This is a genomic window from Paenibacillus sp. FSL M7-0134 (assembly GCF_038007865.1).
Taxonomy (GTDB): domain Bacteria; phylum Bacillota; class Bacilli; order Paenibacillales; family Paenibacillaceae; genus Paenibacillus; species Paenibacillus polymyxa_B.
In genome coordinates, this window is record NZ_JBBOXV010000001.1 from 1,389,837 (window position 1) to 1,410,096 (window position 20,260).

Genomic DNA, 20,260 nt, shown 5'->3' on the forward strand with positions numbered 1-20,260 from the left:
ATTACATTAATAAACTATGGGTATAGGAGCAACGAAGATGACCAAATTCCAAGATCAAATCATTGCGCGTTACAAGTTTGATGATGCAAAGAACGTCGGCAAAGATAGCTCAGGGCAAGGTAACGATGGGGTTGCTTCAGGCACAGTAACACCTACGATTTCCCATGCTACCGGTAGAGCAGCTTTGACGCTTGAGGGTGGCCCCAACGGTACATCGTATATCCAGCTTCCTTCCGATCTATTCAAAGATGTAAGCGATAACACCGGTGTGACGGTTACTGCGTGGGTCAACTTCGGCAGATTCACAGATATGTGGGAACGTGTCTTTGACTTTGGTAAAGCCCATACAGGACCCTATATGTTCATGACACGGAATCTGCGCGGAACCCTTTTCACCGAGGCGGATTTGTCCGTAGACCCGGGAAGAGGCTTTGTCAGGGATGAGTGGATGCACATAGCCCTGTCTGTGATCGGCACGGAAGGCGGCACATTAAGTAGTGCCGGTCCGGTGATATATGTCAATGGTGAAGTGGTAGCGGATGGTTCCATCAGCCAAACTTCCAGCGGTAACTATGCCAAGCTGCGTAAATGGTTCGAAACGTTTACAGACTCGTCCAACTACAGCAACAATTTTATCGGTCGCTCCCAGCATGCGGCGGATGTAGACTTTGCCGGCTCCGTTTCAGACTTTAGAATTTATAAAGCAGGCTTGTCGGCAGATGAAGTCATTGAGGTCATGTGCGATTCGTTGACAGATGAAGAGATCGTGAAGCTTGCTAGAGATAAATATTTGTCCTTTCCAACGACGATTGTGACCAAGGACTTATCTCTGCCAACCGTTCTGATGGGCGGTAGAGTAGAAGTGACCTGGAAATCCAGCCAACCTAGTATACTCTCTGACAATGGGCAGGTGCAGGCGATTACCTCCGCACAAGGGGTTACCGTCACAGCTTTATTAACGAAGGGCTTAAGCCAGATTGAAGAAAGCTTTGAAGTATCCGTTCTTCCTGAACAGCTGCCTCCGTACACGCTGACCATTCATGGAAATAAGGAAGTACTGGATGTCAGCGAAGTGATGTACGGCTTGTTCTATGAAGATATCAATAACGCGGCAGATGGCGGGATTTATGCAGAACTCGTTCAGAATCGCTCCTTTGAATCTTTCGAGTTTGATACGTATTCCCATGCTTCCGGTGAATGCGGCTGCTCTACAGGACGGAACCGCAACCCGTTGTTTGCCTGGTCTGGTGATACGGACAAGATGACTCCACAACATAGCGGTGGATTAAATGAGTTTTTAGGCGCAAAAGACAAAGAAGTGAACTCTTATTATGTGACGGTAGCGGATGGTGCAACGATTCGGAACAAGGGCTTTTCCGATTCTAACCAGAATTGTGCCATGTCCATCCAAGAGGGTGCCAAGTATGAGTTTACCATCTGGGCGAAGGCCGATTCAGCTGGCGCAATCACACTGCAACTGCAAGACTCGAATGAAAAGGCTATTAGTGATTCGGTTACGATACAGGTGGAAGGTGGCAACACGTGGAAGAAGTACGGCATCGATTCCAAACTTGTGCTGACAGGCTCAGCTACGGTTCTCGGGCAGCTGGCGCTTACATTTGAAGGGGACATTTCGGTTGATATGGTTTCTTTATTCCCACAAGATGTATGGGGCGCAGGAGAGGAAGCGCAATCCCCATCGGCACATGCTAACTTCCAGGGAAATCCTAACTACCGACTGAGAAAAGATTTGGTGAACGCACTGGTTGGCATGCATCCGAAGTTTTTGCGGTTTCCAGGTGGTTGTATTTCCGAGGGTTCGTTTATATGGGAAAACGTATACGATTGGAAGGAATCGATTGGGGATATCGAGCTGCGCAAGGAAAACTTTAATGTATGGGGCTATATGATGACCATGGGCCTTGGTTATATGGAGTATTTCCAGTTGGCAGAAGACCTGAATGCAGCTCCGCTTCCGGTTATGGCCTGTGGCGTTCTCTGCCAAGCCCGTTCCGATTACGCTCATCCGGCTGGAGGCGCATTAAGAGAATACTATATTAAGAACTTTACAGATCTGATCGACTTTGCGATCAGTGTGGATTTTGAACATAATGAATGGGCTGCTATGCGTAAAAAAATGGGCCATGAAGCTCCGTTCGATCTGCGTTATTTGGGTGTGGGTAACGAGAACTGGGGCACAGAATTCTTTGCCAACTTTGAAGTGTTCAAAACGTCGATTGATGAGTATATGGAGAAAAACTATCCGGGTTATGAGCTGCATATCATCTCCACGGTTGGCGCTCAAGCAGACGACGATGCATATCAACAGGGCTGGAAGTTCTTAAGCGGTAATATGACCGGTTCGGCTAAGGTTGCTTTTGCAGATGGTGACCAGGTGACGGAAGAAACGGTAACCTGGTATGAGAAGCAAAAGGACTATATGGATACCATTGCAGACGAGCACTACTATCGTTCTAACGAGTACCTGCTGAATAACGTGGACCGCTATAACTACTACTACAGAGCTTATAACGTGGACGGCAGTATAAATTGGAAAGCAACATCAAAGGTTTTTGTCGGAGAGTACGCCTCAACGGATAAAAATACATTGGCAGGCGCTGTAGCAGAGGCAGCGGTGATGACGGGCTTCGAAAATAATGCCGATGTCGTTCGGCTAGCTGCCTATGCACCGCTGTTTAACAAGGTGCTGACAGATGGAACCTACAGATGGACGCCAGACTGCATCTGGTTCGATGACGAAACGGTGTGGTTTACGCCGAACTACTATGTACAGCAAATGTATGCTAAATATTTGGGGAATAAAGTATTGAGCACTTCTTTCTCTACTTACAAAAACGGCAAGCCAACGGATCTCATTCCTCAGGGTGGAATTGAAATCGCGACAGGCAACGCCGAAGTTATGATTAAGCGTGTGACTGTTACTTCCAACCAGGACGGCAGTGTTTTGCTGGATCAAGACTTTACCCAGGAATTGAATTCGGCCTGGCAGGTCATTCCCGGTTCCGTGGGCTCTACAGTGGAGGAAGGCAAGGGGCTTGTCCTCAAAGCTCAGGATAGCGGTTTGAATGGTCTGTACATCTTGAACGACAGCTGGAGCAATTACAAGGTAGAGGTGGTCGCTTCCCGTATTTCCGGCACGGACGGTTTTTATGTGGGTGCGGGTCTCACGGATATTTCTGCGGAGAAAAAGGACGTTGTCGAATACGCGATCGGTTATGGCGGCAAGGCTACCGGCGTGAAGGTTTACAAGCAAGGCATAGAAGGCTACACATTGGGTGACTACTCTTCCAGTACAGCGGCAGGTAACTTGAGAGCAGCTAGCTATGAAGAGTTGGCTGACAACACGGACTACACCATAACAGTGAACTACGGCGGTGAAACGGGCAGTAATCTGATTTGCTCATACACCGACGGCGAAACAACCAGCAAAGTGCTGGACTACAAGCTGGAGGCTTACAACAGAGACGTGTTCAACTCGGTAACCCAAGATGCTGAGCATGTATACGTGAAGCTGGTGAATGCTGAAAACGTAGATAAGGTAATACAGCTGAATCTACAAGATTTGAGTGTTGAGTCCATCGCTAAGCTGGTTACACTAACCGGCGATTCCTCGCTTATTCATGTACCTAACGTGAACAAGAAGAATGACGAGAAGGTAGTGCCTACCGAACAGCAGATCACGCTTGATACAGATTCTGTCCTCTTAGACTTACCGGCCAACTCGGTAAATGTACTGGTGCTGGATATTAAACCTTTTCCCGCTTAAAAACAAAAAGGGGTGTCCCAAGCAGCCGTTTTATGGCTTTTGGAACACCCCTTTTTTTCTATGAATAGAGTCGGAATGTTGAGTTGATTTCCCCGACGGGCATTACTGCGTGCTTCTGTTTACCAATTCACGCGGGTTGATGCCATCGTCTATCGTTAGCGGGGTAGGGGCTCCCGTAGCGATTCGCTCCCAAGGCACCATTTTAAAGTTCTGATTTAACTTTTTGCCGTTTTGAAGATTTTCGTCATCTTGTGCAACGAAGATACCATGAGGGAAATTCTTGCCTAATCCGTAGCCAAGAACATCAATACCGTCTGTGACAGACGTACCGTCAACGGTAGGGCTCGCGCTGATTGTAAAGTTGCTTATATATGCATTGTCGCCTTGTCGTTCATAGATCGCATAGCTACTGTTTCCTTGACTGGAGGCCATGAGATACCCCTTGCCATCTTTACCGTAATACAATGTAAGTCCTTCTATGTCATCGTGGAGTCTACGCCCATCTGCAATATCAACACGTCGCAGCGGCTCGGATGAACCGTCTGGCTCGGCACTATACTTCCAAATGGCGTAATCCTCTTCAGCGATGTAGATCGTACCATATTCATCATCAGCAACCATGCCTTCGGATTGCGTATTCAGCTTGAACTGGCGGACAAGCTTACCTGCAATTTTGCCACTTCCGTCATCAGTCAGCTCATATTGTTCAAATTCACCCTCTTTGCCCAACACGAGCGCGTAAAATTTATCTGTCTTGAGGCTATGGTATAAGCTGAATCCGTACACTTCTTTCATAGATGCTTTAATGGGTTTGCCAACCACGTTGGTCAGCTTTCCTGATGCACCGTCAATGGCAAAGATATCGATCGTGTTGTTGGTTCGATTGGTTGCCCCTGCGATATCAATTTTTTTGCCGCCCAACGTGAAACCGTAACGAAGATCCACGTTATTCATTTTTCCGACCTTCATGTTTTGCAGTTGCTTGCCTTCCAGATCATAGACTAAAATCCCGCCGCCTTTATTGGTTGCTAAAATTCTACTTTTCTCCGGATCGACCGGGTTGAGCCAGATTGCAGGGTCGTCGGCTGCGTCTTCTCCATCCTCCACAGCTTCTGTTTCGGCAGAGGGGATTACTTTATAGGTGGGGACTGCATCCTTTGGATCTGCATATTTGTTGTTCTCTGCTTCAAGCGCTGTAAGAAGTTTTGTAGGAAGATATACATTTCCATTCACTATTTTAATTTCCCGGTCCGCTTTTCCGCTTAGTCCAGCTAGACGATATTGCTTTTCACCCACTGTAAAGGTCCCGACAATGCCATTTTTCAGTTTGACCAAAACAGAGTGGTCATCACTGTCCCATGTAATTGTCGCCCCCATTTTATCTGCCTGTGTCCGTATTGGTGCATACCCGGATGGCTGAATGTCTGCCGCATGGGTCAGTTCTGGTGATACCAGAACCCCCGTTAAAATGGCTAATAATGCGAGTTTAGTTGACTTCATATGTATGCCCCTTTTCTGAAGTGAAAATGATATAACCGACTCAGTATAAAGCGAGAATATCAAAAGGATACAATGAAAATGTAAAAGGAATGTAAAGGAGATGTAAGCATTCAATGGACTGGCTTCCAGTATTGTTGTCTGTAATTCTTTGGAGACATTCCGAACTTTTCTTTAAAGCATTTGGAGAAATAGCTTGCTTGGGAGAATCCTGTTTCCTCGGTAATTTGTTGGACAGACCAGTCAGTTTGCAGCAAAAGACTGCGTCCTTGATCCAGGCGATAATCCATTAAATACTCAAGTGGTGTGCGCTGGAAGGCGACCTTCATGCATCTGGCGAGATAGTTCTGATGTACGTGAAAATGGGTCTCCAAATCCTTATTGGTGATTGTATTTTTGTAATTCTGTTTTAGGTATATTTCGATCTGTTCCGCCAACTTAGAGGAGCTGTCTTTATTATTCTGATCATACTCCAAACTCTGAAAAACATTCACAAACGTCTGTTGGGCCTCCCATAGTGCCAGCTTTCTAGGTTTTAAAGTAGAGGCTAGTAAATAGTCTAATTTCGAAAATAGCTCATGCGGATTCACCACTTTTTGAATTTTGGGCAAATGAATGGTCGTATGTTCTGAATGAAAATGCAGCTCGGGAATGGGGGTGCTGGGTATAATAGGATTGGGCGAGGATTGTGCGCACCACATGCTATTGGTTTGAAAATGGAACCAGTAAAAGGAGGTTTGTTCTGTACATGCCTCAATGGGAAAATGATGTTTATCCGGTTCAAGAATGAGAGCGTAATTTTCAGTTACCTTCCACACTTCGTCCTCTTCGCCAATGTGCAGCAATCCTTCTTTAATGATTATTACGTCAAAATAACCCAGATTATACCTATTCGGGTGCCAATCCCCTTTTTGATATGTAGTAAAATTCCCCTCAATGAAATAAGGCAGCGGAGGGACAAGGAATGATAGAAAGTCTGTTTTGCTCATGGAAGCCAGCTCCTTTGTGTGTGAAATCGTATAAGTTTTAGTTAAAGATCGCGATTTTTTTTATAAATTCAGGTTGATAAAATAAGGACGTAGCAAGGGGAGCTCAGGTTAGCTTGTACGATATTATCATTACTTTATCCTTATTTTTTCAAAAATGAAAGCGTTCTATTTCCAGGAAGGGATGTTTATCCAATGAAAACGGCAAAGCCAGTTAAGCATGTCATCGTTGATGATTTATTTTGGAAAAAGTATAAGCAGGTTGTGGCGGAAGAGGTTATTCCTTATCAGTGGAAAGCATTAAATGATGAATTACCAGATACAGAACCTAGTCATGCGATTGAAAACTTTAGGATTGCAGCCGGGGAATCCAGTGGGGAGTATTATGGAACCGTTTTCCAGGACAGTGACATTGCCAAATGGCTGGAGACAGTTGCCTTTAGCTTAAGGGATCATCCGAATCCTGCGCTTGAAGAGCGGGCTGATGAAGTAATTGAATTGTTGGGAAGAGCTCAAGCTGAGGATGGGTATCTGAATACGTACTATCTGCTGAAGGAACCCAATAATCGCTGGACGAACCTAAGAGATAATCATGAGCTGTATTGTGCAGGGCATTTTATAGAAGCGGCTGTTGCTTATTATGAAACGACGGGAAAAACGAAGTTTCTTCACATTATGGAGAAATACGTAGACCTGATTCAGCAGATTTTTGGTACGGAAGAAGGGAAACGGAAAGGCTACCCGGGACATGAAGAAATTGAGTTGGCCTTGATCAAATTATACGACGTAACTGCAAAGGATCAATATCTCAAATTAGCGCAATATTTTATTGAACAGCGGGGACAGCATCCTATTTACTTTGCAGAGGAACAAGAAAAGAGAAAACATATTCAAACAGAGCCTACCTGGAATGATGATAACAACATTAATTTTGGCTTAGGCTTCGAATACCAGCAAGCACACCAACCTGTGCGGGAACAAAAAGAGGCAGTCGGCCATGCGGTGAGAGCGGTGTATCTGTATATTGCGATGGCGGACTTGGCCGCGAAAACAGGGGATGCTTCCCTGTTACAAGCCTGTGAAACGCTGTGGGATGATGTAACGAATCATAAAATGTACATCACCGCAGGGATCGGTTCTACTGTAAACGCGGAAGCGTTCACTTGCCATCACGATCTTCCCAATGACAGCATGTACTGTGAGACCTGCGCCTCTGTAGGGCTGGCCTTTTGGGCCAATCGTATGCTGCGCTTAGCGCCAGACCGGAAATATGCCGATGTTTTGGAGCGTGCGCTATACAACGGAACGATTAGTGGGATGGACCTGGACGGGAAACGGTTTTTCTACGTGAATCCGCTGGAGGTTAATCCTTTTCAAAAATCCAGAAAAGATCAGGAGCATGTAAAAACAGAACGGCAAAAATGGTTTTTCTGCGCCTGCTGTCCGCCCAATTTGGCACGAATGATTGCATCGGTTGAGGACAATATGTACACCCAAACGGATGATACGTTGTATACGCATCTGTATATTGCCAGCAAGGTGAACATGACTTTATCTGGTCAAGAGGTTGAAATTACACAAACTCATCATTATCCATGGGATGCGGATCTAACCTTTTCGATCCACGTAACAGAGCCGACTTCCTTCAAATGGGCACTACGGATTCCGGGTTGGTGCAAGCAGGCAGAGGTGAAGGTGAATGGGGAAGTTATATCATTAGACCATCTGGAAAATGGCTATATCGAGATTCAGCGTACTTGGAAGGACGGAGATGTGGTAACTCTGCATTTGGCTATGCCAGTTGAGCGCATTCGGAGCAATCCACTTGTCTCCATGAACCAGCAGCAAATTGCTCTCCAACGCGGCCCAGTCGTGTTCTGTCTGGAAGAAGTGGATAATGGAGCGAATTTGGCAGGATTAAGATTGACGAAGGATAGCCTCATTACGGAAGAGTTTAGCGAAAACCTGCTGGGTGGCATTGTAAAGTTGACTATAGAGGGATACCGGGTAAAAAATTCGAACGCATTATATAGCTCGGAGCCTCCTGAATTTGTTCCTCAACAAATTACCGCCATTCCTTACTATGCCTGGTGCAATCGGGCAAAAGGGGAAATGCGTGTATGGGTTTATGAATCATAATTCATTCGCATGGGGAGAGGAAAGATCATGAGTACGAGAATTGTGAGTACGGAACCACCGGAAAAGGCAGCAAGTACCGTTCCTTTTCATCGTAAAATCAGCTATTCATTAACGGATACGGCAGGCAATTTACTATACTGTGTTATTTCCAGTTATCTATTATATTTTTATACAGATGTATTCGGACTTTCTATCGGGATTGCCGGGACATTACTATTTATCACCCGTTTTATCGATGCCATTGATGCCCCGATTTGGGGCATCCTGATTGACCGAACCAAGTCGAAATACGGCCAGAGCAGACCCTATTTTCTATGGTTAGCTATTCCGTTCGCTGTGTTCATGGTCCTTACGTTTACGACACCCAATTGGAGTGAGTCGGGCAAAATTGCATATGCCGCCATTACGTATATCATAGCAGGTATCCTTTATACCGGAATCAGTACGCCGATTACGTCTATTCTGCCTAATCTGAGCACCAATTCTAATGAACGCGTAGTCTTGAACTCCTTCCGCATGGTCGGGGGGAATGTGGGTTTCTTCATCGCCACGACGTTTACGTTACCTTTGGTCGCTTTCTTTGGACAGGGGAATGATCAAAAAGGATTTTCCTTAACGCTCGTTTTATTTGGAATCATGGCGATTATTATGTTTTTCATAGCGTTTGCCGATTTGCGAGAAAATGCAGCAGTGAAAACGAAATCCGTTCCCATTGCTAAAAGCTTTACAGCCATCAAACGAAACTGGCCCTGGATGCTCGTTGTAGCTGCCAACTTGTGTTACTGGATTGGTTTGAATATTCGTTCAGCAACGCTAATCTTTTATCTGCAATACAATCTGGACAGTAAGGACTTAGTGCCTTTAATCAATGGACTGACCTCCTTGCAGTTGATCTCGATGGTTCTGATTCCGTTTTTCGCCAGAAAATTAAGTAAAAATGCGATTATGATTATCGGATTGATATTAGCTGCGCTGGGTCAAGTCGTGATTTTAATGGGCAGTACAGACTTAACCCTCATTATTATCGGCTGGATTATTGGTGCGTTAGGATCAGGCTTTGCATGTTCTATGCCGTTCGCGATGTTGTCAGATACAGTCGATTATGGGGAATGGAAAAATGGTATTCGGGCAAGTGGTTTCCTGACCTCCATTGGAAGCGCATTCTGTATTAAAGCAGGTAGCGGAATCGGCGGATTATTGCCAGCATGGATCATGGGCAGCACCGGTTATATCGCTGGGAAAGTTCAAACCCCTACGGCGTTGTCCGGCATTCAGTTTAGCTTTATCTGGCTGCCATTTATCGTCTTCTTGATCGGAATCATTCCTATGTTTTTTTATAAAAAATTCGAAAAGAATGAAGCTTCTATTCAACAAGATTTAATTGCGAGAAGATCATAGACATTCTTTTAACAAGGGTTTAATGATATATTAAAGCATTATAATGCTGCTCCAAAACCTGTTCGCTGAGCTGAGCAGGTTTTTTTGTTTTTTTCTATTCAAATGTGAGTAAAGCCATTGACAGGATTTTCTTTTGGAGTAATACTTCTATGTAGAGAAAAGTGTACAGAATCAAGAACTAGACACATCTAGCCTTGCAACTTTATACATTTTTTCGCCATGAAGGCTCTTCTGTTGAAGGGTTTTTTTCAATTTGAGAAAAAGAATGTGATGATATGAGTCAACTGAGTGTAAGGATGAGAACACATGGCTTTCTGAATAAGCATTTTTCAGGAGAGTCTATCGATTATCGACAGATTATTGCGCTGTTTATCCCGCTTCTGATTGATCAGGCTTTTATTGTGGGTCTTAATTTGGTGAACACGGCAATGATTAGCTCGTCGGGGATGGCGGCAGTCAGTGCTGTAAATATGATCGATTCTTTGAATATTTTTCTGATTAATGTGTTTGTTGCAGTGTCTACCGGGGGAACGGTTGTCGTGGCACAGTATAAGGGGAGCGGTAACGACCTCATGGTCTCTAAAGCTGCATCCGGCACCATTTCCTCCGTTTCCTTGCTGGCCTTATGTATCAGTTTGTTTATGATGGTTTTGTACAATCCGATTTTAAGTGTTCTGTTTGGTTCGGCCTCGCCTGATGTATTAGCTAACGGTAAGGTATATCTGCTGGGAAGCTGTATGTCTTTTGTGGGGATTGCAATCGTTGAGGCAGTGTGTGGGGCGCTGAGGGGCATTGGGAAGACGAGGGCATCGCTGGCTCTTTCGCTCATCATGAACCTCTCGTATGTGCTTCTTAATGTGGTATTCATTAATGTATTGGATATGGGTGTGCTGGGCATGACGATTGCCGTCAATGTGTCCAGATATGCAGGAGCAGTATGCGCGCTGATCTATTTGGTCAGGGTAGATGATGACTTGCGTGTTCAGCTTAGAGATATGCTTTATTTTAATCTGGCTATGCTTAAAAAGATTCTGTTTATCGGGCTTCCCTTTGCAGCGGAACAGATGTTTTTTAATGGGGGCAAAATTTTAACCCAAATTTTCATTGTGAGCCTGGGGACGAATGCGTTGGCGACGAATGCCATTTGCTCATCCCTAGCTAACGTGTTTCAAATCCCTGCGAATGCTTTGGCTCTTACGATTGTAACCGTGGTCGGTCAATGTATGGGGCGTCGAAATGTCGAGGATGCCCGGAAGTTTACCAAATCGTTTATTTGGCTGTCGTCTTGTTCGTTTATTGTAATGGGACTCATACTGATGCCTTTGTTTGAGCCGATGGTGGGGCTATTTCATCCGCCTGCCGAAATCGTAGATGACATTTTTGTTGTCATTCTGATTAATACGTTGGCCCAGATTCCGCTCTGGTCCATAGCCTTTATTACACCCTCTGCGCTTAGAGCAGCAGGTGATTCGAAATTTACGTCCCTCACCTCGATGCTGTCCATGTGGTTATGTCGGGTGGTGCTTGGATATATTTTGGGCATAGTCTTCAATCTGGGGATTGTTGGTGTCTGGTTGGCTATGGATATTGAATGGGGCGTGCGAGGGATCGTTTTCCTTTGGCGCTTCCGCGGCAACAAATGGGTCCAGCATCGTTTGATCGACTGAATAGGTCCACTACCATAAAATTGACTTCTGGATGAAGGCATTTTACGGTAGTGGATTTTTTTCTATTCCTATACTTCGTTCAGACCCCTTACTCCATCCTGATTCCTATATTGCCTAACTGCGCTCCCTGCTGCATACGGTGGAAGGCTTGCGGTGTGTCTTGTAGAGGAAATACGCTATCTATAATCGGATGGAGTGCATGGCGCTCCATAAACTGAAGCATAGCTGCGAATTCCTCGCCACTGCCCATAGAGGTGCCGATGATGCTGATTTGAGGGAAAAATATAGACCGCAGCGGAATCTCTACTCGATCTCCTGAGCTTGCGCCAAATGTAACGATCCGACCGTTCGGCTTGAGGATATCAAAATATTTATCGAATGTAGCAGGACCGATACTGTCAAGAACCAGATCCACAGTGTCTCCGTTCATACTTTCTTTCCATTCGCTATGGCTGTCGAATGCATGATTAGCGCCATGGGCGAGGGCAGCCTGACTCTTTGCTTCGCTGCGTGATGTGACGGTGACCCGTGCACCTGCCGCTAAAGCCATAAGCATGGCATACGTGGCTACACCACCGCCAATACCGGGAATGAGGACGTGCTCACCCTGCTGTAACTGGCCTCTTGTGAAGAGCGCGCGATAAGCGGTCAAAGCAGACAAAGGCAGTACCCCTGCTTCTTCCCATGAAAGGTATGCTGGCTTGCTGACGGCATTTTGGACGGGGATGATAACCGATTCAGCGAATGTCCCGTCCGAAGGTCCGCCCAGAATGGCTGGAACCAAGGGAACATGATGCGTATTCTCCCATCCGATACAGGGATTGATAATTACATCGGTGCCTACCAGCGAGGTTGGGACACTAGCACCCACAGCCTCAATCACACCTGCTCCATCCGATCCGAGAATGAGTGGAGCATCGTTGGCAGCTCGATCTGCCATGAGGAATAGGTCCCGATGGTTCAAGCCTGCGGCTTTGAGTTTTACTCTCACCTCATCGTGCCCTGGCTGTCTGTCCGTAACGTCTGTATACATCAGACCCTCAGGGCCATTTTTGCTGGCATGTATCACGGCTTTCATTTTAAAACCTCCCGTGGTGCGAATTTAGATGCAATTGCATGTATATTGAATTGTACAGAGCGGCAAGCATCCGGTAAAATGAACAAAATCGAACGTGAGTATCACAAATGATCATACCAAGCAGGTGACGTATACATGGAAAGCAGTGATTTGAAAATTTTTCGGGCCGTCGCTCGCGAGGGCAGTATCACAAAGGCTGCGCAAGCCTTGAACTATGTACAGTCCAATGTGACCTCGCGGATTCAGCAGCTTGAGGCACAATTGAACGTACCGCTATTTCGCCGATCTAACCGGGGAATGACGCTAACGCCAGCAGGAGAGAATCTGCTGGAATATGCGGATACCATACTGACCTTGCTGGACGAGGCAGTAAAGTCCACTCAATATTCAGACCAGCCTGCGGGACCTTTGCGAATGGGGTCGATTGAGACGACGGCGGTTACACATCTGACTTCTTTATTGACGGAATATCACGCTCAATATCCTGATGTCCATCTATCGCTTATGACAGGCAGCACCCATGATCTCGTACAAAAGGTATTAAATTACGAATTAGATGGAGCGTTCGTCTATGGCCCCGTCGATGATCCGCATATAGAGTATGTTGCAGCTTTTGAGGAGGAGTTGGTGCTCATCTCGGAACCAGGGAAAAAGGACATGGACGAGCTGCTTGCCAAGCCTATGCTGTTTTTCGACGTAGGGTGCACGCATCGTACAAGAGCGGAAAGCTTTCTGAGCGAAGCAGGTGTCGCTGCGTATCAGGTTATGGAGTTTGGGACATTGGAAGTCATTTTGGGTGGTGTAGCCTCTGGTCTAGGGGTGTCCATGTTACCACAATCGTCGATTGCAAAGGCAGAGGGGGCGGGAAGTATTGTTTCTCATCGTTTGCCCAAAAAATATCGCAAATTAGAGGTGTGGTTTGTTCATCGGCGGGATTCGGTTTACTCCAGTGCACTGTCAGGCTTGCTTCACTGGATGAAAAAGGATGCTATACTTAACCGGGATTAAATTGACAACAGAGGTGTATCATTTGGAGGAACATGGTGTAACGAACAATCCATCTACAGTCGCTCCGGGACCATATGCGACGAATGGCGGCTATCATCGACGAGAACCGGATAGGATGGCAGTATTATCAGAAACATACGGAGCCTCTATTTTTTTCAGAAGATGGGCGGCTTGGATGGTTGACTTCATTCTTATCGTCTTTGGGTATGGAGGGCTGGTTTATTTTACAGCGAAAAAAGTATCTGAAGCGGAAACCCCAAATATGGGCCTGGTAGTGATGCTTTTCCTGATTGGCTCCTTCTGCTATTATCTGTTACTGGAAGGACTTACGGGCTATACGCTGGGCAAATTTGTACTTCGAATTCAGGTCGTGAATGGAGAAGGAAGGCCGCCGGGCATTGTGAAATCGTTGATCCGCACCCTTATACAGCTGGTAGATACGAATCCTCTATTTTTTCTGGGACTGCCCGCGGGGTTATGTGTGCTGGTGACACCTCGGAAACAACGGATTGGGGATATGGCTGCGAGTACATATGTGGTTAAGGTAAGGGATTTGGGAAAGGCGGGCAGAAAGAAAACCGGGATTTTTGCAGGAGCAATCATCCTGATGACGATCATTTCGATTGTCTTTGCTGTATTTTTAATTTCTACGCTCATTACTCAAATCGTGAAGCCTGAGGTATTTACCAGTAAGGATAGCCAGTTTGCGGTTACGGCTCCGTGGAATTGGTCACGAGATAATATGATTAATGAGGAAGCGGATATTTCCATTAAAAATGAATTGACCGAAAGATATTTGATTGTATTATCTGAACCGAAAAGCGATTTTGACAGCAGTATGACTCTTCAAGAATATAAAGGAATCATTGAGGAACATTTGGTGTCAGGAATTACGGACTCTGAATTGGGGATTGCCTCCGACTTGGTGGTGAATGGATACCCAGCCATTGAGTTTACCCTAAAAGGAGAAGTAGACGGGACTCCGATCATGTATAACGTGACTACGATTGAAACGCCTTCACATTATCATCAGGTGCTTGCCTGGACCTACGCTTCCCGATACAGCAGGGCACAGCAAGAGCTACGCAAGATTAGAGACAGCTTCCGTGAAATGAACATGCTGTGAAGTGAACATGGAGCAATAACGATGAATCGAAGTTATAAGGCAGTAAGCGGAACAAGCAGACAGCTTATAGAAGCGTCTGCTTGTTGTTTTATAAGCTTCCTTTAAAAAACGAACATCAAAACGGAGTAGGCGGAATAGTAGATTTATATAGATAATTTGATCATACAATAGAATGTCTGATCACTCGCAATCCGGCGACTTTCGCCACTTTACCTTGTGGGTGGGCTTTGAATTGAATCGTCACTTCATTCTTGTGGTTCGTCACAGATAGAGGAAGCTCATAGGCGAACGTTTCGAATTTATTCATTTCCTCAGACTCCAGCTTGCCTTCCCCTAAAATCTGACCATCCGCAGTGATGTCAAAGTCACTATGAGGACGGCTCAAGTCCTTCAAATAAGTGACGGCCAATTGGACAGGCTCATCCGAAAGCACCTTCATGACAAAAGAGAACCAGCCCCCAGGCCAGGTATCGCGATATTTGCGGTTATAGATGGACCCCAGACCTACATGCTCGCCAGTAAAGGCATGATCCCGTTCAGGCTGCATTTCGGCAGGCTGCACAACGTCCACTGTAAGTCGTTCCAGCTCTAGCTGATACGCTAACGCGGTACGATATTCTGCCTCGGTTGCTGTCCATTCGTCCTTGGAAAAGAGATCCCAATAGACGGTATATGAACGATCATACATTTGATAAAACGGACGAAGCTTCAAGTCTCCGATATAGCCTAAGTTGGTCGTATGGAATGTATTAGGCTCGTTCCCGTCAGCAATCAGCTTCGTTGTCAATGAGTCGGTCGCTCCGATCAGAACAGACGCAAGCAGACGTTCTTCGTTGGATTCCTGCTCAACAGGACCAAGGTCCCCAGCCAGCACTAGCGGCCCATGCATAAAAGCAATTCGGCGTGGATTATCCGGCATTTCCTCGACTCTCACGGTCATAGGAATGTCATACTCGATCGTATCCCCATTGTTCCATTCCCGTTCAATTACAACGTAGCTGGTAGGACAAGCCTCTGTGACGTACTCTTCCCCGTTGATTTTAATCATCATCCCTTGCTCTGCCCAATGCGGGCATCTTAGCTTGATCGCGAAGGATTTGGGCTCCTTGCTGATGACGCGTAGCGTTCCCCGTCCATTTTGCGGAAAGAGAGTGTCTTGTTTGAGCTGTACGCCCATCTCGTCCCATGACACGGTAGAAGGGACATATTGATTGACATAGATCGTTTCTGGCGTGTGAAAATAAATCGCAGTGCCGTACATGGAGTGGCTTTCCATACCGGAACCGACACAGCATGTAAAATCCTCATATTGAGAATTAAAGGACTTGTGTCCTCCCATTTCCAGCGATACAAAATAGCACACACGTCCATCTATAGGCTGCTGTGAAGCCAGAATATGATTGAACATCGCTCGTTCATAGTAGTCGGCATAGGCTGCATAGGTGTCCCACTCGAACATATGTCTTGTTAATTTCAGCATATTGTAGGTGTTACAAGTTTCACAGGTACCTTCGCCCAAGCGGTCATTCAGCTTCCCGGGTTCACCAAAATGTTCATTATAGCTATTGCCGCCGATCACGTAGGAATGCTTGTGAACAACCCGATCCCAGAAAAAGCGAGACAGGTCCGCATATTGCGGTTTTCCCGTCATTTCAAATTGCCGTGCAGCGCCAATAATTTTGGGAATTTGCGTATTGGCATGTCGCCCTGCCAGCGTATCTTGGCTATCTGCGAGATCATTGAGCACCTCTCCGTGATAAAAGCGTTCCGCAAGGCTCAAAAAGCGTTCTTCTCCCGAATGTTCCGCCAGATCCGTCAGCACCTCGTTCATACCGCCAAACTCGCAATGCAGCACCTGCTGCACCTGATCATCGTCCAGCCCTTGAAGTACATCCTCCAGCCAGTTGCCGAGTTTGATTTCTATAGACAGGGCCTTGGGATGATGCGCCAGCAGATGTGCATCACGCAAGCCAGCAAAAAGTTTGTGCATGGTATATAGCGGCACCCAGCCGCCGTTCAGATCAAAGCCCTGGGAGCGGATATCTCCGGCTTTTACTTCCTCAAAAATCTCTTTCCCACGTGGAATGCCGGAAATGTATCCGTTTCCATGACTGTTTTGGCATATTTCCAGTTCGTCGACCACATAGTTCACGCGTTCCAACAGTCTTTCGTCGCCTGTGGAGGCAAACATCAGTGCACAGCCGGACAGGTAGTGACCGAGTGTATGTCCGCTGATGCCACGCGCTTCCCAGCCTTCATAGTGAGCCGCTTTGGGCTCCAGTCCCGCATATTCACGAAAGCGCGATAGTAAACGGTCGGGTTCCAAACTCAGCAGGTAGGCCGTATTCAGTTCCATCGCATGTAAAAGTGGGCCGGAATCAATTCTTACTTTATGCAAGTCAAAAGCTTTAGCTTTCAAAATCATCGCTCCTTAGCTAAGATGAAAGTGTATATTTCTCCACTACATTAGCATTGCAATCGCGGTATGTCAGTAGCTTAACCATACAATGGGTGGACAAATCCGAACATGAACCTAAAGAGGCGATAACATGACCTATCTAAAAGTAAATGTAGATGCTCCGATTCAACTGATCTCGGCAGGCGAGTTTGTTAACGAGGTACCTTGGAAGCATATGAGTCGTTCCATTGAGAATTTTGAGCTGATCCTAGGTGTCCAAGAGACGGTATATATACGGGAGGAACGGGAAGATTTTGAAGTAGGCGAGGGAGATATTCTATTGCTTTACCCCGGTCGTACGCATAAAGGATACCAGGAGTCATTGCCAGGCGTGAAATTTTATTGGTTTCATTTCGATGTTCCCACGACCCCGAATGTATTATCTAATGAAGAAATGAAGCAGGAAACAAGTGCTATGGATGGGCTTTTGCAGCGTCACGGTGTGATGCGTGATATCTATTTACCGCAATGTGTACAGGCAGACAACGGAGATCGGATTCATATTATCGTCAATCAGATTTTGCATGTAGCCAACTCACATTACCTTACGTATCACAGTGCAAATTATTTGTTCACCTCGTTACTGATCGAGATATCTGAACTGGCGCTTAGCCGCTTGCTTTCCAATCCTGTCAGTTCACAGGGGAATGTGAGTTTTAACAAAATTATCGAGTGGACTCGAATTCATGCTGAAGAGCCGTTGACTGTGACGGATTTAGCCCGAAAATTCAATTACAACAAGGATTATATCTCTCGTTTGTTCAAGCAAAATACAGGCATGCGTCCCCTGGAGTTCATTCATAGTATTCGCATTAACAAAGCCAAAGAGTTGATTTCCCGTACAGATATGAGCATTAAGCAGGTTGCCGAAGAGGCAGGATATACCGATGAGAAGTATTTTATGCGTTTGTTCAAAAAAAGAGCCCACATGACTCCTTCCCAATACCGGAATGCCTATCACAAAACTTTTATGAACAATGTCTAGTGCATTTCCGCTTGGATAGGGAAATTTTATAGATAAAACATGGAGGAAGAGTCGGCTAAAATAAACTTGTAAGCGTTTCACCTATAGATAGAAGGGAGGAGAGACATCCACCATGATTACTAGAGAACAGATTTATTTGGATGAGAAGCTGGAGACCAAATCGGCTGTGTTTGAGTTTATTGCTCAAGAGGCTGAAAAGCTGGGTGTCACCGTCCATAGGGAGCAACTGGTGCAGGATTTGTGGGAGAGGGAAAAAGTATATTCGACAGGGCTCCAGGATCAGTTTGCCATACCTCATACGCAGAGCGAAGTGGTCACCAGACCAGCAGTCCTCGTGATCCGATTGGAACATAGCATTGACTGGGCCTCTCATGATGGCAAGCCTGTCCAGTATATTTTTAGTATTTTGGTGCCTAAAGGGTCCGTGGATGTATCCCATTTACAAATTATTTCCTCGCTCGCAACCCTGCTCTTAGAGGATTCCTTTAAAGAGGCGGTAGCGGGTGCCAATAGCAGCAGCGATGTGTATCATTTGCTGGAACAGTATACAGAAGGGTTGGTGTCATAATGAAAATTGTAAGCGTTACATCCTGTATCGCAGGGTTGGCTCATACTCCAATGGCGGCAAAAGCACTGGAAAAAGCGGCGGCACAGCTCGGTCACCATATTAAAGTGGAGCAGCAAGGCGCACTAGGCCAAGTGAACAAACTTACGGAGGAAGACATTGCAGCGGCGGATTTTGTACTGATTGCCTCGGATCAGACAGTGAAGGATGCAGAGCGTTTTGAAGATAAAAGAATCGTTCGCGTTAAAATCGGTCATGCGGTCAACAATGCGGAAGCGGTTCTTACCAAAGCGGTGGAGGCCATCTCTGCTCAAAAATAAGATTAGGAAGGCAACACGGACAATCAGCAGCGTAGATGATCTGAATGATATCCGATGAGCCTTTGAATAACAGTAGTATTCATGATGGGGGAGAACATGATGAAAAAATGGCTGAGTGAAGCTAAAAAGCATCTGATGACAGGCATTTCTTACCTGCTTCCGGTTATTATTGCAGGCTCCTTGATTGTTGCCGTGTGTAAAATTATCGGTCTGACAATGGGTGTCACTGACTTTGGTCCATATGCTGACAAAAGTGGATTTCTTCATATTTTATACTTAGTCGAAAATGTAGGCTGGCGCGGAATTGGACTGCTAAACATGGTTCTGGCTGGGTATATCGCCTATTCAATTGCCGACAAGCCTGCACTTGCTGCAGGGCTGATTGGCGGCGTGCTGGCACAGGAGACGAATGCGGGATTTTTGGGCGCTCTTGTTGCAGGTTTTTTCGCGGGGTATGTCACCCTCTGGGTGAAAAACAAAGTGAAAATCACAGGTCCGGCCGCAGGTTCTGTTCCGCTAATTATTTTGCCGCTCATTACGGTAGGCTTAACCGGGATTCTCATGTCCGTCATCCTGGGTGGGCCGTTGAGCGCGATTAATGAAGGACTGGTCAACTGGATTAAGCATATGAGTGAGAGCGGAACCAGCACCTTGGCGCTAGCCTTAATTTTGGGAGCCATGATTGGGTTCGATCTTGGGGGTCCCGTCAATAAAGCAGCCTGGATGGCGGGAAATGCGTTATTCCTGTCGGGTGTGTATTTACCCAATATTTTCGTAAACATTGCCATCTGTATTCCACCGCTAGGCTATGGAATTGCAACCCTAATTCTGAAACATCGCTTTTCCAAAACATATCGGGAAGCTGGAAAAGGCTCCGTGATCATGGGCATTATCGGAATTACGGAAGGGGCTATCCCGTTTACACTGCGTAACCCTGCCAAGCTGATTCCATTGAATATGATTGCCTGCGCAGCAGGTGCAGCATTGACGGCTTTGCTGGGCGCACATGTCATCATGCCTCCAATTGGCGGTTTGTATGGCGCCATCTCCGTAGGTACTCCGTTTGCATATCTGGCTGGAGGGGTTACAGGCGCATTAATCATTGTGGCAGGAACCTTGCTCGTCAATTTCCGTGAGGAAGAACAGCAGCAGGCTGAAACGAAAGAGGCCTCTGTTAAGAAAAATGGAGAAGACATTGAGCTTGTATTTGACTAAATATCACTAGATAAAGAATAGACAGCATGGA

14 protein-coding genes are annotated in these 20,260 nt (G+C 46.0%); 10 read left to right on the top strand and 4 right to left on the bottom strand.

The window, feature by feature from the left end; all coding sequences use genetic code 11:
- Window positions 1–37 precede the first annotated feature (37 nt).
- Complete coding sequence (locus NSQ58_RS06135) at window positions 38–3,787, top strand: alpha-L-arabinofuranosidase C-terminal domain-containing protein (RefSeq protein WP_341057028.1); 3,750 nt, start codon at window positions 38–40, stop codon at window positions 3,785–3,787.
- Window positions 3,788–3,889: 102 nt separating this feature from the next.
- Here NSQ58_RS06135 and NSQ58_RS06140 read toward each other — a convergent pair whose 3' ends face one another.
- Complete coding sequence (locus NSQ58_RS06140; RefSeq protein ID WP_341057030.1) at window positions 3,890–5,287, bottom strand: phytase; 1,398 nt, start codon at window positions 5,285–5,287, stop codon at window positions 3,890–3,892.
- A 110-nt stretch (window positions 5,288–5,397) separates the two neighbouring features.
- The gene (locus NSQ58_RS06145; RefSeq protein WP_023986520.1) at window positions 5,398–6,273 is read right to left on the bottom strand and encodes a helix-turn-helix transcriptional regulator; all 876 of its coding nucleotides are present in this window, start codon (window positions 6,271–6,273) and stop codon (window positions 5,398–5,400) included.
- A 192-nt stretch (window positions 6,274–6,465) separates the two neighbouring features.
- Between NSQ58_RS06145 and NSQ58_RS06150 the strand changes: the two genes are divergently transcribed.
- The 3 genes from NSQ58_RS06150 to NSQ58_RS06160 all read left to right on the top strand — a co-directional run bounded on the left by NSQ58_RS06150 (window position 6,466) and on the right by NSQ58_RS06160 (window position 11,474).
- Window positions 6,466–8,409, top strand: a complete 1,944-nt coding sequence (locus tag NSQ58_RS06150) for a glycoside hydrolase family 127 protein (protein ID WP_341057031.1) — start codon at window positions 6,466–6,468, stop codon at window positions 8,407–8,409.
- A gap of 27 nt (window positions 8,410–8,436) precedes the next feature.
- Entirely contained in the window at window positions 8,437–9,807 is a 1,371-nt protein-coding gene (locus NSQ58_RS06155) for an MFS transporter (RefSeq protein ID WP_076295711.1), read from the top strand.
- Between the two features lie 275 nt (window positions 9,808–10,082).
- Window positions 10,083–11,474 (top strand): MATE family efflux transporter, encoded by a 1,392-nt coding sequence (locus tag NSQ58_RS06160; protein WP_190298405.1) that lies wholly within the window; start codon window positions 10,083–10,085, stop codon window positions 11,472–11,474.
- A gap of 88 nt (window positions 11,475–11,562) precedes the next feature.
- Here NSQ58_RS06160 and NSQ58_RS06165 read toward each other — a convergent pair whose 3' ends face one another.
- The gene (locus NSQ58_RS06165) at window positions 11,563–12,552 is read right to left on the bottom strand and encodes a zinc-binding dehydrogenase (RefSeq protein ID WP_254349142.1); all 990 of its coding nucleotides are present in this window, start codon (window positions 12,550–12,552) and stop codon (window positions 11,563–11,565) included.
- Between the two features lie 135 nt (window positions 12,553–12,687).
- Between NSQ58_RS06165 and NSQ58_RS06170 the strand changes: the two genes are divergently transcribed.
- Complete coding sequence (locus NSQ58_RS06170) at window positions 12,688–13,560, top strand: LysR family transcriptional regulator (protein WP_341057034.1); 873 nt, start codon at window positions 12,688–12,690, stop codon at window positions 13,558–13,560.
- On the top strand, window positions 13,538–14,686 hold the full coding sequence (locus NSQ58_RS06175) for an RDD family protein (RefSeq protein WP_068938368.1): 1,149 nt from the start codon (window positions 13,538–13,540) through the stop codon (window positions 14,684–14,686). The genes NSQ58_RS06170 and NSQ58_RS06175 overlap by 23 nt, the downstream gene beginning before the upstream one ends.
- Window positions 14,687–14,846: 160 nt before the next feature.
- On the opposite strand, the gene NSQ58_RS06180 is transcribed toward NSQ58_RS06175, so the two are convergent.
- The gene (locus NSQ58_RS06180; RefSeq protein ID WP_341057035.1) at window positions 14,847–17,105 is read right to left on the bottom strand and encodes a beta-L-arabinofuranosidase domain-containing protein; all 2,259 of its coding nucleotides are present in this window, start codon (window positions 17,103–17,105) and stop codon (window positions 14,847–14,849) included.
- Between the two features lie 130 nt (window positions 17,106–17,235).
- On the opposite strand from NSQ58_RS06180, the gene NSQ58_RS06185 reads away from it, so the two are divergent.
- The 4 genes from NSQ58_RS06185 (at window position 17,236) to NSQ58_RS06200 (ending at window position 20,229) form a co-directional block, all read left to right on the top strand.
- Window positions 17,236–18,129, top strand: a complete 894-nt coding sequence (locus tag NSQ58_RS06185) for an AraC family transcriptional regulator (RefSeq protein WP_028541895.1) — start codon at window positions 17,236–17,238, stop codon at window positions 18,127–18,129.
- Between the two features lie 112 nt (window positions 18,130–18,241).
- Entirely contained in the window at window positions 18,242–18,697 is a 456-nt protein-coding gene (locus NSQ58_RS06190) for a PTS sugar transporter subunit IIA (protein ID WP_023986529.1), read from the top strand.
- A complete protein-coding gene (locus tag NSQ58_RS06195) occupies window positions 18,697–19,014 on the top strand; it encodes a PTS fructose transporter subunit IIB (RefSeq protein ID WP_023986530.1) in 318 nt (105 codons plus the stop codon). Before NSQ58_RS06190 ends, NSQ58_RS06195 begins: the two co-directional genes overlap by 1 nt.
- 99 nt (window positions 19,015–19,113) lie before the next feature.
- Window positions 19,114–20,229: a PTS fructose transporter subunit IIC gene (locus NSQ58_RS06200; RefSeq protein ID WP_023986531.1), complete on the top strand. Its 1,116-nt coding sequence runs from the start codon at window positions 19,114–19,116 to the stop codon at window positions 20,227–20,229.
- The last annotated feature ends 31 nt before the right edge of the window (window positions 20,230–20,260 follow it).